The sequence below is a fragment of the Gemella sp. 27098_8_155 genome (assembly GCF_041433725.1).
Taxonomy (GTDB): domain Bacteria; phylum Bacillota; class Bacilli; order Staphylococcales; family Gemellaceae; genus Gemella; species Gemella haemolysans_D.
In genome coordinates this window covers 1-14,375 of the sequence record NZ_JAPWCA010000017.1, presented here as the reverse complement: position 1 = coordinate 14,375, position 14,375 = coordinate 1, and the positions used below count along the sequence as shown (strand labels likewise).

16 protein-coding genes, 1 tRNA gene and 1 riboswitch are annotated in these 14,375 nt (G+C 29.5%); of the genes, 11 read left to right on the top strand and 6 right to left on the bottom strand.

Annotation, left to right across the window (positions count from 1 at the left end; genetic code table 11):
• The first annotated feature begins 168 nt into the window (after positions 1-168).
• The 10 genes from O5Y44_RS07205 to O5Y44_RS07160 all read left to right on the top strand — a co-directional run bounded on the left by O5Y44_RS07205 (position 169) and on the right by O5Y44_RS07160 (position 9,067).
• Positions 169-729 (top strand): DUF402 domain-containing protein, encoded by a 561-nt coding sequence (locus O5Y44_RS07205; protein WP_003147394.1) that lies wholly within the window; start codon positions 169-171, stop codon positions 727-729.
• Entirely contained in the window at positions 704-1,528 is an 825-nt protein-coding gene (locus tag O5Y44_RS07200) for an NAD kinase (RefSeq protein WP_271987441.1), read from the top strand. The genes O5Y44_RS07205 and O5Y44_RS07200 overlap by 26 nt, the downstream gene beginning before the upstream one ends.
• Positions 1,521-2,402: an RluA family pseudouridine synthase gene (locus O5Y44_RS07195; protein ID WP_371465836.1), complete on the top strand. Its 882-nt coding sequence runs from the start codon at positions 1,521-1,523 to the stop codon at positions 2,400-2,402. The genes O5Y44_RS07200 and O5Y44_RS07195 overlap by 8 nt, the downstream gene beginning before the upstream one ends.
• 286 nt (positions 2,403-2,688) lie before the next feature.
• Positions 2,689-3,597, top strand: a complete 909-nt coding sequence (locus O5Y44_RS07190) for a PLP-dependent cysteine synthase family protein (RefSeq protein ID WP_271987439.1) — start codon at positions 2,689-2,691, stop codon at positions 3,595-3,597.
• Positions 3,597-4,127: a serine O-acetyltransferase gene (gene cysE, locus O5Y44_RS07185; RefSeq protein WP_316447037.1), complete on the top strand. Its 531-nt coding sequence runs from the start codon at positions 3,597-3,599 to the stop codon at positions 4,125-4,127. Before O5Y44_RS07190 ends, cysE begins: the two co-directional genes overlap by 1 nt.
• A 91-nt stretch (positions 4,128-4,218) precedes the next feature.
• Complete coding sequence (locus O5Y44_RS07180) at positions 4,219-4,926, top strand: HAD family hydrolase (protein WP_371465835.1); 708 nt, start codon at positions 4,219-4,221, stop codon at positions 4,924-4,926.
• 222 nt (positions 4,927-5,148) lie between these two features.
• The gene (locus O5Y44_RS07175; RefSeq protein WP_371465834.1) at positions 5,149-5,880 is read left to right on the top strand and encodes a rhodanese-like domain-containing protein; all 732 of its coding nucleotides are present in this window, start codon (positions 5,149-5,151) and stop codon (positions 5,878-5,880) included.
• 153 nt (positions 5,881-6,033) lie between these two features.
• Positions 6,034-6,852, top strand: coding sequence for a rhodanese-like domain-containing protein (locus O5Y44_RS07170; protein WP_371465833.1), 819 nt, complete (start codon positions 6,034-6,036; stop codon positions 6,850-6,852).
• A gap of 135 nt (positions 6,853-6,987) precedes the next feature.
• On the top strand, positions 6,988-8,478 hold the full coding sequence (locus O5Y44_RS07165; protein ID WP_371465831.1) for a TIGR04282 family arsenosugar biosynthesis glycosyltransferase: 1,491 nt from the start codon (positions 6,988-6,990) through the stop codon (positions 8,476-8,478).
• A gap of 10 nt (positions 8,479-8,488) precedes the next feature.
• Positions 8,489-9,067, top strand: coding sequence for a TVP38/TMEM64 family protein (locus O5Y44_RS07160; protein ID WP_371465830.1), 579 nt, complete (start codon positions 8,489-8,491; stop codon positions 9,065-9,067).
• Between the two features lie 44 nt (positions 9,068-9,111).
• On the opposite strand, the gene O5Y44_RS07155 is transcribed toward O5Y44_RS07160, so the two are convergent.
• Both O5Y44_RS07155 and O5Y44_RS07150 read right to left on the bottom strand, forming a co-directional pair.
• Complete coding sequence (locus tag O5Y44_RS07155; RefSeq protein ID WP_371465829.1) at positions 9,112-9,795, bottom strand: LiaF transmembrane domain-containing protein; 684 nt, start codon at positions 9,793-9,795, stop codon at positions 9,112-9,114.
• Positions 9,796-9,800: 5 nt separating this feature from the next.
• Complete coding sequence (locus tag O5Y44_RS07150; RefSeq protein ID WP_271987433.1) at positions 9,801-10,253, bottom strand: LytTR family DNA-binding domain-containing protein; 453 nt, start codon at positions 10,251-10,253, stop codon at positions 9,801-9,803.
• 212 nt (positions 10,254-10,465) lie between these two features.
• On the opposite strand from O5Y44_RS07150, the gene O5Y44_RS07145 reads away from it, so the two are divergent.
• Positions 10,466-10,562: transfer RNA gene (locus O5Y44_RS07145), tRNA-Sec, on the top strand.
• A gap of 61 nt (positions 10,563-10,623) precedes the next feature.
• Here O5Y44_RS07145 and O5Y44_RS07140 read toward each other — a convergent pair.
• The 4 genes from O5Y44_RS07140 to tehB form a co-directional block, all read right to left on the bottom strand.
• On the bottom strand, positions 10,624-11,280 hold the full coding sequence (locus O5Y44_RS07140) for an energy-coupling factor transporter transmembrane component T (protein WP_271987432.1): 657 nt from the start codon (positions 11,278-11,280) through the stop codon (positions 10,624-10,626).
• Positions 11,261-12,631: an ABC transporter ATP-binding protein gene (locus O5Y44_RS07135; RefSeq protein ID WP_271987431.1), complete on the bottom strand. Its 1,371-nt coding sequence runs from the start codon at positions 12,629-12,631 to the stop codon at positions 11,261-11,263. Before O5Y44_RS07135 ends, O5Y44_RS07140 begins: the two co-directional genes overlap by 20 nt.
• Positions 12,631-13,188, bottom strand: coding sequence for an ECF transporter S component (locus O5Y44_RS07130; RefSeq protein WP_271987430.1), 558 nt, complete (start codon positions 13,186-13,188; stop codon positions 12,631-12,633). Before O5Y44_RS07130 ends, O5Y44_RS07135 begins: the two co-directional genes overlap by 1 nt.
• Positions 13,189-13,263: 75 nt before the next feature.
• A riboswitch (TPP riboswitch) is annotated at positions 13,264-13,354 on the bottom strand.
• Between the two features lie 63 nt (positions 13,355-13,417).
• The gene (gene tehB / locus O5Y44_RS07125; RefSeq protein WP_371465828.1) at positions 13,418-14,281 is read right to left on the bottom strand and encodes an SAM-dependent methyltransferase TehB; all 864 of its coding nucleotides are present in this window, start codon (positions 14,279-14,281) and stop codon (positions 13,418-13,420) included.
• Between the last annotated feature and the right edge of the window lie 94 nt (positions 14,282-14,375).

The window sequence follows — 14,375 nt, the reverse complement described above, 5'->3', positions numbered from 1 at the left end:
TTTCAAAATTGATTTTAAAAAGAATTTTGAAGTTGCTTTTTTGTTATTAAAAAACAGAGATTCATTAGTTTTAGAAATTTATAAAAAAATAGTTATTACAGTAGAATGAAATATATTAAATATGTTATAATTAAAAAGACATTAAAAATGAGTATGAAAGGAGGAACTATGTACAGAGGAGAAAAGCCTAAAAAAGGTGATGTAGTAAAAATTATAGCGTATAAACATGATGGATCTATTCATAGAATTTGGCACAAGAATGTTGTACTGGAAGCGGATGAACAAGTTCTGATTTTAGCAAACAACAGAACTCTTGTGACAGAAAGTGATGGAAGAACATGGGTTACAAAAGAGATAGCACTAGTTTATTTCCATAATGAATGTTGGTTTAATATAATTTGTATGTTTAGAGAAGATGGAGTTCACTATTATTCGAATTTAAGTAGTCCATTTGCATATGACGTAGATGGAGTAAAATATATTGACTATGATTTAGATATAAAAAAATATCCAGATGGGAAATATTTCTTACTAGATGAAGACGAATATAATCAAAATAAAGCACGTTATCAGTATGGTGAAAAAATAGATAAAATATTAAAATATAATGTAAACAAACTTCAAGAATGGATTGATAAAAATCACGGAGCGCTTGCACCAGATTTTGCAGATGTATGGTTAGAAAACTATGAAAAAATAATGGGTGAAGATCAAAATGTTAGAAGGTAAATTTAGTGTAGAGGTCAGACATGACGAAATATCAGAAAAGATTGGTTTGAAGTTAAAAGAGTTTCTTTTATCTAGTGATATGAAAGAAGATAAAGAGAATCCTGACTATGTTTTTGCGGTTGGTGGAGACGGGACCGTACTGCGAACATTTAATAAGTATATGGATAATTTAGATAATATCAAATTCTTATCTATTCATACAGGGCACTTAGGATTTTATACAGACTACTCAGTTCAAAATTATGAAAGAATCTTTTTTGATATGTTAGCTTTAAAACCAAAAATTGAAGAATATCCTTTATTAAGAGTAAAAGCATATTGTTCAAATGGAGATTTAGTTTCAGATTATTATTCTTTAAATGAAATTACAGTTAATAATCATACTGGAAGCACGTATTCGGCTAAGGTATATATTAATGGTGTCCATTTTGAAAGTTTTAGAGGCGATGGACTATGCATTAGTACGCCTACCGGTTCAACTGCATATAACAAAAGCCTAGGAGGAGCGGTAATTCACCCACAGTTACCGTTGTATCAAGTGACCGAAATTGCAGCATTAAATAATCTTGTTTATAGAACGTTAGGAAATCCTCTAATACTATCTCAAGATGACGAACTTATGATAAAACCGATAGATAAGGAAAATCATCGTATTACAGTGGATCATATGCACTTTAATTATGACAGTGTTTCAAAAATAAAAATTACTTTAGCAAAGGATAAGAAAGTTTCTTTTATTCGTTATAATGATGACAGTTTTTGGCAACGAGTGAAGAGATCATTTATTAAAAATGACTAATATTATTTTGAAGTATGTAGTTAAAAATGAGCAAGTGTTAAGGGAATTTCTTCTAGAAAACAATATTTCTAAAAAAACTCTTACTAGAATAAAGTTTGATAATGATGGTAGTATAAAAGTAAATAGCAAGGAAGAAAATGTCAGATATATCTTAAAAGAAGGCGATATTGTAGAAATTACTCTTCCGAGTGAAAATTATAGTGACTTTGTTAGATTTATAGATAAAACTATCGAAATTGTGTATGAAGATGCTTATTTTTTAATTGTGAACAAAGAAATTAATCTGCCTTCAATACCATCTAGAAATGTTGAAGATGAATCATTGTTAGAGAGAGTAAATTACTATTTTAGAGAGAAAAATATTAATTCAATTCCTCATATAGTAACGCGTCTTGATAAAAATACATCAGGTTTAGTATTAATAGCTAAACATAGACATATTCACGCATTATTTAGTAATATGGAGATAGATAAGTATTATACTGCGTTAATAAATGGAAAAATAGAACAACATGGAATAATTGAGGCACCTATACGTCGAGTAAGCTCTAGTATTATAGAACGTGAGGTAGGAGAAGGCGGAGAGTATGCTAAGACTGAATATTGGTTAGAAAAACATAATCTCAAAAATAACGTTAGTATTGTTAAACTAAAACTGTATACAGGAAGAACTCATCAAATAAGAGTGCACATGAAATACTTAGGGTATCCACTTTTGGGTGATGAGTTGTATGGTGGAGATGTTAGCTTAATAAGTAGGCAAGCACTCCATTGCAGTAATTTATCGTTTATCCATCCAATTTCTGGAGAAAAAGTAAATGTATGTACAAATTTACTAGATGATATGAGCAATATAATTAAACATAATGAGTAATTATTTTTACTTGTTATGTTTTTTATTTTATTATTTTCAGTTATATATTTTAGAGATATTGTAGTAATTTATATAAATAGTTATTAGATTAAATGCATTATAAATTTGAATTCTATAGATATTTAATATTAGTATTATTATATTTTTTAAAAATTAAATAATAAAATAGAAATGAAAACGATAAAAAAAGTCAGATTAATTACTTTATTTTCATTAAGAACTTATGTTATAATTTTATTCAAATAACAAAAGTTATTTATTATAAAGTCAGAAGAGGAGGAATTTTATGATTTCAACTTCATTAAAATTCGTGGGTAATACACCCGTATATCAATTAGATAACACAAATATTTTTGTGAAACTAGAAAAATATAATCTAGGAGGAAGCGTTAAAGATAGAGCTGTGCTTGGTATGTTAGAAGAAGCTATTTCTCAAGGTGCGGTTAATAAAGATACTATCCTTGTTGAGCCAACTAGTGGTAATACAGGTATAGCTGTAGCTATTTTAGCTTCTGTTTTAGGATTAAAAGCTGTGATAATTATGCCAGAAAGCATGAGTATTGAAAGACGTAATATTATTAAAGCATATGGAGCACAATTAATTTTAACACCAAAAGAATTAGGAATTAAAGGTTCAATCGAAAAAGCTGCAGAAATTCGTGAAAAATATAGCAATGCTATTTCTCTAAGTCAATTCGATAATCCTGCTAACCCAGGGTATCACCACAAAACAACAGGACGAGAAATATTAGAACAAGTACCTAATATTGATATCTTTGTTGCTGGAGTTGGAACTGGAGGAACATTTACAGGTGTTGCTAAATATTTAAAAGAAAATAAACCAGAAGTATTATCAATTGCTGTAGAACCAGCAGAATCACCAGCTATTAGTGAAGGACATGGAGGACCACACAAAATCCAAGGAATTGGAACAGGATTTATTCCAGAAAACTTCAAAAAAGAATATATGGATGATATATTTACAGTAACAAGTGAGGAAGCAATAGAAGAAACTAAAAACTTCTTACGTTCTACTGGAATAGGTATTGGTATTTCATCAGGAGCAGCAATAGTTGGTGCTAAGAAAGCAGCTGAAAAATACCCTGGTAAAAACATTGTAACTATCTTACCTGATGGGGTTGATAAATATTTATCTGTCCTTGATTTCGAAGATGTTACACATGTAGAAGTGTAATGGGTTATTTTGAGAATTTAAATTACAATTTAAATCGAGTTTTAAAAGACGATCCTGCAGCGGAGTCGAAACTAATGATTTATCTTACATATCCTCACATAAAAGCTCTAAATTATCACTACTTTTCACATAAATTATATAAAAAAGGATGGCATACGATGGCCCGTCTTTTGTCAAAAAGAGCGAGAAGATTGACTGGGATTGAAATACATCCTGGAGCAAAAATTGGTAAAGGATTATTTATCGATCATGGAATGGGAGTAGTAATAGGAGAAACTGCAATAGTTGGAGATAATGTGACTATGTATCATGGAACTACTCTAGGTGGAACTACATTAGATCCCATAAAGAGGCATCCTACTATTGGGGATAATGTTATGATAGGAGCAGGGGCAAAGGTTTTAGGAAATATAACAATAGGAAAAAATTCTAAAATTGGAGCAAATGCAGTAGTAAAACATAGTATTCCAGATGGAACTATAGTTTATGAAGCAAGACCTGTAGTAAGATATTTAGAAGAAGATAAATAAAAGCTAAATTCCAAGTGATTTTACTTGGAATTTAGCTTTTTCAAATGTACAATATAGATTATATTCATCATTAAGAATGGAGGTGAAATTGATGACTAAGATAAAAAATTTAATTTTTGATTTAGATAATACTTTATATGATTTTAGTAATATATGGAAAAAATCTAATAGACTAGTATTTGAATATTTAGAATATGATAAGTTGATTAGCTATGATGAGTTTTTTAAATTATATAAGAGTATCAATAATAAATTAGTAGAAGAAGTAGTTCAAGGAAAATTAAGATTGATAGAGCTTAGAAATAAACGCTTAAAATTAACTTTGTTAAAACTTGGTGTGGAACTAAGTGATGAAGATTGTAAGTTTTATTATGACAAACAATTTGAATTTATCTTATCATTGATAGAACCTGATGAAGAGGTGAATATGTGGATAGATAAATTAAAAGAAAAATATAATATGATTATCTTAACGAATGGGAAGTCGCAGGAACAAAGATTAAAACTGAAAAGATTAGGCTTAGAAGGAATTTTTAAATTATATATTTCAGGAGAAACCCATATAAGTAAACCGAAAGAAGGAGCTTTTTTAAATGTTCTTGAATCTGAAGGGTTATTACTTGAGGAAACGATGATGATAGGAGATTCATTATATCATGATATAAAACCAGCTAAGAAATTAGGTTTAAAAACATGCTTGATTGAGAAAAAATGGCATTTTGATGATGAATTAAAGGCTTATACTGGATATAAAGTTAAGGATATAAAACAATTTTTTACAGAATTAGACAAGTTATAAAAATATTATTATTTTTCCGAATATAACGAAAGTATAAAAAAAATAAGGTATTAAATAAAGTTTATAAATAGTTTTATTTATAGGCTTTATTTTGTTTTTATGTAAAGTTAAAACTTTGATAAAAAAGTAAAATATTTCTTTGTTTTTCTAATTTGTGATGTTGATTGAATGAATTTGATTTGTTATACTATGTATGAAAGCAATAACAAAGGAGTTAAAATTATGAAATACAATAAATTATTAGTGGTCAGTATGGCAGCCGTATTATCTTTATCTTTAGCAGGTTGTTCTTCAGCTTCGAATAGTAACTCAAGCAGTAGCAATGGGACTGTTGCTGTAAAAGAACTAAAAGGGGAAGAATTAAATAAAATAGAAAAAGATGACAAAGAAAAAGAAAAATACCTTGTTATCGATGTACGAGATGCTAATGAATATAAAGAGGGGCATGTAAAACATGCTATTAATATTCCATTAGCTGATATTGAAAAACATGCAGAACACTTAAGTGCATGGAAAGATAAAGAAGTAGTAACAGTTTGTAATACTGGTAAGAAAAGTAAAGAAGCTGCTGATAAACTTGTTAAAGCAGGATTCAAAAAAGTTTCTAATGCACAAGGTGTCAAAGACTATAAAGACTATGAAATAGTTAAATTTACAACATTATTAGCAAGCGACTTCCAGGCAGCAATTGACAAAAAAGAAGGAACATTTATCGATGTTCGCGAAGCAAAAGATTATGAAAAAGGGCACGTAGCTGGAGCAAAAAATATTGATGTTAAAAACATTGATAAAGACCTAGCAGCACTATTACCAGCAGATAAAAATGCACCAGTTTACACATATTGCTATAGCGGTAACCGTTCTTCAAAAGCAGCACAAAAAGCTGTAGAACTTGGTTATACAAATGTGTATAACGCATGGGATGGAACAAAAGAACACGAATACAAATTCTAAGAAAATATTGTAAAAAAGAGTAAAAAATAAAATTATTTATTAGGAAAAAAACTATTTTTAAGTTATACTAATAGAAGACGAGGTTCTACATAAATACACAAAAATTTAAGGTACTACCTTGTCTTTTATTAAATAAGGAGAGGAAGAAGATAAATGAAATATAATAAGTTTTTAGCTGTGAGTATGTCAGCGGTGTTATCATTAGCCTTAGTAGGATGTTCAACTACTTCATCTGCAAAAGAATTGAAAGGTGAAGAGTTAAACAAAATTCAAAAAGACGATAAGGAAAAAGAAAACTATCTAGTTATTGATGTAAGAGATGAGGCGTCTTATAAAGAAGGGCACCTTAAACATGCAATTAACATTCCATTGTCAAAAATAGAGAAAAGTATCGAAGAAATTCGTACATGGAGAGAGAAGAAAGTAGTTGTTTATAGTGATAAATCTGATAAAACAAAAGATGCTGTAGAAAAATTAACGAAACAAGGGTTTAAAGATGTTTCTGGAGCTCAAAATTTAAAAGACTATAATTATGATATTGTGAAATATTCATCATTAAGTAGTGGTAAATTCCAAGATGCATTATTAGATACAGCTGCAAACAATGTGTTCTTAGATGTAAGAGATAAAGCTGATTTTGAAAAAGGACATGCAGCAGGTGCTAAAAATATCGATGTCAAAAAATTGGATGATTTAAAATCAATTTTACCAGAAAACAAAGAATTACCAATATATGTGTATAGTTCTACAGGTAATAGTTCTTCGGTAGTAGCTCAAAAACTTATTGATTTAGGATACAAAAATGTATTTAATGCAATTGATGGAACTAAAGAGCACAGTTATAAATTTGAAATTGCAGATTGCTGTAAAGATCCAAGTGACGCAGTAAAAGGTGCAGAGCATAAGGAAGGTCACGAAGGACACAATCACTCTTCAGATAAGAAAGATGATCATTCAGGGCATAATCATTAATATTTAAAGTATAGGGTGACTCAAAATCGAAATTTCAATTAGAAATATTGTTATTGAGTCATCCTTTTTTATATATAATATCGATTATAAATTTAGAATAATTTTAGAGATTAAATTAAAGGAAAAATTTCAGAGATGAAAAACAAAATAATATTTTTTACAAGAGTACCGAAGATGGGTACAACAAAAACAAGGTTATATGACTTTGTTTCTCCAGAAAATGCTATCGAAATTCAAAAAAAATTAATGAAGTTGAATTATAGACTTTTAAAAGAAAGTGGAGAAGAATTAGTAGTTTATCATGATGGTCAGATTAGTGACGATAATACGATGAAGGATATTCTAGAAAATAGAGAATTTTCTTATCAAGAAGGAAAAACACTTGGTGACAAGATGTATAATGCTATTGAAGCAGAATTGAAAACTAGTGACAAGGTGATTTTATTAGGTTCTGATATCTATGATTTAAAAAAAGATATGATTAATACTACTTTTGAGAAATTAAATAATTTCGATATTGTTATAAACCCTAGTATTGACGGGGGGTACTTTTTAATAGGTATGAAGAATGCCATTAAAGAAGTATTTGATCTTCCTAGTTACGGAGATAATAGTGTTTTAGAGAATCTGCTTGCTGTTTGTAAAGAACAAGGATTAAGTTATTATTTAGGTAAAAGTGGACTTGATATAGATACAAAAGAAGATCTTCTATTTGCGGAAACAGGTTATAAGAATATTAAGTTACTAGGTGCAGGAGAATATAATATTAACTTTACCTTTGATGATAGAGATTTGAAAAAAGTTCTTAGAATAAATATGAAGAGTCAGATGAATCTTAAAAATCAAATAGAGTATGAATATGAGACTCTGCAATTGTTGAAAGATAGCGGAGTTACACCAAAACCTTATAAACTAGTGACGGAAACAAATTTATTGCCATATAAATATTTGACGATGGAGTTTTTAGAAGGTAGAGCACTTAATTATAAAACAGATATGTATATTGCAGCTTATTTATTAAGTAAGGTTCACAATACACCATATGGTGACAACAATTTAATCGATGCAGCGAATCCATTCCAACTTATGTTTGATGAATGTAAACAAATGGCGGGTGAATATTTAGCTTGGGATAAAGCTGATGACAAGGCTAGCGCCTACATCAAATCTTTCTTAGATAAATGTTTAACTCTTATACCTGAGAAGTATAATATAGCTAATCCATGTATTATAAATACAGAACTAAATTCAGGAAACTTCCTGATTGGAGAAAGAAAAGAAGACAGTTATGTTATTGATTGGGAGAAGGCATTAATAGGGGAGTGTGAACAAGATTTAGCTCACTTCCTAGCGCCGACGACAACATTTTGGAAGACTGATATTATTTTAGAGAAAGAAGAAATTGATGAATTCCTAGAAGAGTATAATAAATATCGTACTTTTGATCGAGAAAGATTTGAAAGATATCTAATATTTAATTGTCTTAGAGGTGTGACATGGTGTAGTATGGCGTTTAGACAGTATAGTGAGAATGATAAGATGCTGATGGATGAGACTACATTTAAAAAAATAGCTTCATATATTGAATTAGAATTTTTAGAAAAAGTATCAGTATACTTTAAATAGGAGGAGAGTAATGACTGAGTTTATTCAAAGTTTTGGTGTTTTAGCACCTATTATTTATGTGTTAATGTTTATGTTCTTACCGGTATTTTTCTTCCCGGTACCGATTCTTGCTGTTGCTGGAGGAGTAGCGTTTGGTTTTGTTGAGGGTAGTTTACTAACTTTCGTTGGAGCTTCATTAAATTGTTATATTATGTTTGTAATTTCTCGTCGTTTTGGACGCGAATGGGTGAAAAACTACCTTAAGAAAAAAATGACACCGAAGCAACATGATAGAATCTTTAATGTTAGTGATGAAAAGTTGATGATGAGTCTAGTAATTTTGAGACTTATTCCTTTAGTGCCATATAATATGATAAATTATGGATATGGTTTAACAAATATAAGTTTAACAAAATATATGATAGCGAGTGTACTTGGAATAATTCCAGGAACAGTAGTGTTTTTAAACTTCGGAGCTACAAGTACAAATGTCTTTAGTAAAGAGTTTTTAATAGCATCATTATTAGTAGTTTTATTAACGGTTGGTTCTATCTACTTATCTAAATTAGTAGAAAAAAGAGAACAACAAAAGAAATCTGCAAATGAATAAAAAAATAAACTCTCAGGATGTTTTCAATCTTGAGAGTTTATTTTTTATATTTGGATAATATGAACTTCTCCAAAATTAACAGAACCGTTTAGTATAATTTTAACATCATTTGCAACACTGTTAGAATCTGTTGGAACTTTAGCTAAGAAACTATTTGTATTATTTTCAACAGCCCATTCTTTTGGGATATATATTTTTAAATCTCCAAAAGAAACAGATACATTTAGTTCAAAGTTTTTTATTGGATAGGTATCTAGTTTTTCAAAATAGATACTTGTACTTCCGAATTTAGTAGAAGTAGTGAAAGAATCAGATTTAGTTATATCTATATACTGTGTATTTTCACCAAATGTTACATCAGAATAATCGTGTCCATTATGTATTTTTTGATAGCTTTTTTTTCTGTAAATCTTTTTGAATTCTTTATATTTATATCTTCTAGGTAAAATCATAGAAATACCTATGCTAAGAAAAATAGCAACTAAGAATATTTTCCATCCTGATATGTTTGCAAAGTGATAATTTTTGTTATAAACATAAAATAATAATGCTAGTGGGAATATTGTTCCAAAAGAGTCAAAATCCATTAAACCTCGAATTGCAAAAAATCCAAGAACTACAGTACATATAGCTAAGAAGATTGATCCGTTTGGAAAAATACTGAATCCATCAAGTAGAGTAGTTATAGCTAGTATTATAAAAAATAATCCAATAAAACTTCTTCTCATTTTCTTTACCTCATTTCTTTTAATTTGTCTTTTAATATTTTATAGTAATGTCTTGATATGTGGACTTGCTTCTTAGAATCATAAAAAGAAGCGGTACTAGAGCCAGAAAAAGATTTTTCTAGCGAATAAATTACTTTTGTATTTATTATAGAGCTCTTAGAAATTCGACAATAATAAAATGGAATCATCTTCTCTAATTCATACAATTTAAACTTCACTTCGAAGAATTCATCTGTAGTATGAGCATATACCTTATTATCAGAAGTTTCAAAAAATAATATTGATTCAAGTGGGATGAAATATTCTGAGTCACCTTTATAGAAAATTATTTTTTGAGAATTTAATAAAGCTTTTTCAACTAGTTCTTTAATTAATATTACATCATTATTTAAGTCAGGTGTCTTAATAACAAGTTCGATGTCTTTAAGCGCTGAATCTAATTCTATGTTAATTTTCATATTGTCTCCTTTCTAAATGTTTATAGGTATATTATATATTATTTCAACGTAAAAATTAATAGCTTTTAGGTAAGTGGTAAAAAACCAGTTGTAAGTGGTATAACTATGGCATATGAGAACACTTGTGATTTCATAAATAGAATAGTATTCTGTATACGTTAACATATCATCTTGCATTTTTACAATATTTATTGTATAATATAAACATACTTGGGAGTGGATGAGTTCTGGTGTGCTCTCTAGTCTTCAAAACTAGTATGAGGGGTTAAGAGCCTCTTGGGTGGGTTCGATTCCCACACATTCCCGCCAGTTTTTTTATTCTTTAGACATATAAAAGCCATCATGGAGTGATTTTCATGATGGCTTCTTTCTATTTATTTAGTAGTAATAATAGAGACAATAGTATAGAGAAAATCAATATAATAAATATACTTTTGTTTTTATCGATTATATATTTATTATAGTGAGTTCGTTTTTTAAAGTCTTCATAGGCATGTACTGTCATCGCTTCAGATATTTGAGGTTGCCAAGTTAAAGCTATAAATATAGCTTTAGCATAGTAGTAAGGTGACCAAAAAGGTAAGAAGATACCCCTAAGTCGACTTGATTTTGTAATCATTTGGGTTTCGTATTGTATTCTTGGCAATGCTTGAATAACTACTAGGAGACCATAGACTACATTAGATGAAAGTCCATGTTGTTCAAGATATTTTAATAGTTCCACTAGAGAGATGTATGTTGCTAAAATTAAACCTAATCCTGCAAAACCATATGTTCTAGTAAAAATTAAAAGAGCGTATTTATAATTAGAAGTTTGAACAATAATAGCCCAGGCAGAACCTATTGCAGGTAGAAGAGGTAGGAATAGAAAAATTAGTAACTTATTCCAATATTTTGACGAAACTAATAAAACTATTGTTGTGCATATTATAGTAATATTTAGAGCTAGTAATTTACTAAACGAAATCCAAATAGTTAATAACATTATTATTAGAGTAAGAGTAGGACTAATTATTTTCTTTTCCATAATTATCCTCCGTTATACAATGCAAAGTATTATTTGAGATTTCAATATGGTAATCACTTCTGTTATTTAGCGGTTCTAATCTATGGCTAACAATAATAAATGATTGACCTACAAGCTTCTTATTCTCTTCTATCCAATCCATGATGAATGAACAGGCCCTTTCATCTAGATGAGTAAAAGGTTCATCTAACAGCAACAGATCAGTTTTTTGACTTAATAAACACATAAGTTGAATAAGTTTTCTTTGGCCACCGCTGTAATAATATAAACTTTTATCGAGTTCTTTTTCTAAATCAAATTCTTTTAAAAGTCTTTCTTGCCACATGTTAGCGTGATTCCAAATATCTTTTTGCATAGATATTTCTTCTCGTGGCATTAAACTAATAAATTGCTGAAAGGCATCCTGTAGGCAGGTACTTATTTTTCTATATAACTTTCTTGATTTTTTCACTTTGCTATCTTTAAAATAAATATTTCCCTTATATTTTTTTAATTGGGAAATAGCATGTAGTAGTGTTGTTTTTCCTGTTCCATTATCTCCTGTTAGTGTGGTAATTCCCTTATGTATTTTAAAGTTTGTTGTGTTTAATAATTTTTTGTTGCCTTGAGTAATAATGACGTCTTCAAGTTTCAGCAATTCTTCTGTTTGTATATTTTTAGCTAGATTTATAGTTGTATTTTTTATGCTTGGATTTTCTATTAATTCCAAACTCCCATTAGAAAGATAATAGAAAGTATCTGCATAGTTCAAATATAGTTGATATTCGTGATCACAAACTATTATTGTCACACCTTGATTGTTTAAGTCTTTAAGTAAGGTTAATAGAGAGCTACGCGTTTTCTTATCAACATTTGCAAAAGGTTCATCTAATATTAATATTTCACTCCCCATCGCTAAAGCTACAGCAAATGCAGCACGTTGACGTTCTCCTCCAGATAATGTATGAATATGTTTATTTGCGAGTTCTTTTGTCTTAGTGATTGATAAAGCATACTCTAGTTTTTCATTAATAACTTGTGCTTCTAAACAGAGATTTTCTAAAGCAAAGATTATCTCTTCTTCTAAAGTAGGCATAACAAATTGATTAATTGCATGTTGCATCACATACCCTATGTTTCTAACATGTTCTTGCATAGGTATATCAACTATATTTTTTTCTTTGTAAGTTATGAGTCCGTCGTATTTTTCCTTATTTAATTTACAAATTGTTCGAAGTAGGGTAGACTTGCCACTACCAATATTTCCTGTTAAAACTAGCCAACTGTGCTCTTTTATATTTAGATTAACATTATCAAATAAGACCTTGTCTTTAATTTTTAGAGAAAAATCAACGATTTCTATAATGTTCATTACTCATTACCGCTTTTTTGAACTTTATTAACGATATTTAAAATAAGTTTTACGCAGATAACGCCAAAAATTATTACTGAGATAAAACGAACAACTAATAATGCTAAAATCAGTCCGATAGAATAGGCTTCATAGCCAAGTTTGAAATATTCAAAGACAAAGCTAAAAATTGTAATACCTATTGCAGATAAGAATAGAGATTTATAATCGTAACGTTTATATTTAGTAACAAAAAATCCGAACTCTGATCCTAATCCTTGTACTATACCTGAGATAATAACCCCAGCTCCAAAAAATGAACCATATAGCATTTCAGCTAAGGCCCCTAGAACTTCACCTAAAGTTGCACTCCCTGGTTTTTTAACCAATACAGCAGCGACAGGTGCAGCCATAACCCAAAGCCCGAATAGAATCTCATTTGCGAAAGGTTGGTAACCTAGCGGAGTAAGTGCAGCCTCTAATGCAGCATAAATCCACCCTGCAGCAAGGAATATCCCCCCAAATAAGAAACCAATTAAGGCTAAAATAATAATGTCCTTTGTAGACCATTTTTTCATAAGAAAAACCTCCTGTTATTTTATTCATTAAAACAACAAGAGGTACTTTTAAATTTCATATACTTAAAAATAAACATAGTTAAATAAACATTTTCCTACGGCTGTACTAACAACGTCAGGTTCCATGGGTATAATCTCAGCTTAAAATGCACCCCAAATGTTTTAATGATTAACTAAAATTATAACATCCGTTGATAACGGTGTCAAAAAACTAGCTTACAAAAGTAGATTATTTTATTTTCTTGGCTAACATAGTAGCAAAACGCAATCTAAATTTATTTCCATTAGCATCTGTTTTGTGAAGTTGTCCAAAATCTTCATTATATTTTATAAATTCCCAGTCTTTGTAATATTCTTTAAGCTCATTTTCTTTAAAAGTAAATGGGAAAGGAAGAGGACAAGGAGTATCTTCGGTTGACATAGCAGCAACAATTAAATTATAGCCACCTATATTAGTTTGTTCTTGCATATTTTTTATTACACTAGGAATAGATTGTTCTTCGATAAACATTAAAACAACAGTTGATAGTATAAAATCATAAGTATTTCTAAGAGTTGCTGTATTTATATCGTAACTACCTATTTTAATATCTAGATTTTCAATTCTAGAAGTCTCCATTAAAAATTCTAAAGCAGGAATATTATTATCTACCGCAGTGACTTCGAAACCAAGTTTAGAAAGGAATAGAGAGTTACGTCCCTGACCAGATCCAAGGTCTAAAGTTTTACAAGGTTTGATCGTTTCTATGGCCTCTACCACTTCAGAATGAGCAGGATTAATATTGTATTTGTTAGCGAAATAATTTTTTGGCTCGCAATAAAACTCTAAGAAACATTCTAAATCATCAGATAAAGGTGCAACACGGTGCCATGCTTGTGGTTCCACGAACGGAATACTACTCTCAGGTGTAAATATATGCTCCTTCACAATCTCATTTTCTTCAGTTAATTCTGTAAACTGTAGCTTTCCTTTAAGAATAGTTAATTTTGCCCAAACATCTTTTCTAGTATTGTGTTTATGTCTAAATGGTTCAGGTAGAGTTTGAGCAGTCCAATTTGGTAATCTTTTGTAACATACTAAGTTTTCTGTCATTTTAATCTCCTTACTAATGGATAATTTTAAGTTAATTATACCATGTAAAATATAAAAATAAAATAATGGAAGTGACTCAAAAATCGTGATTTCG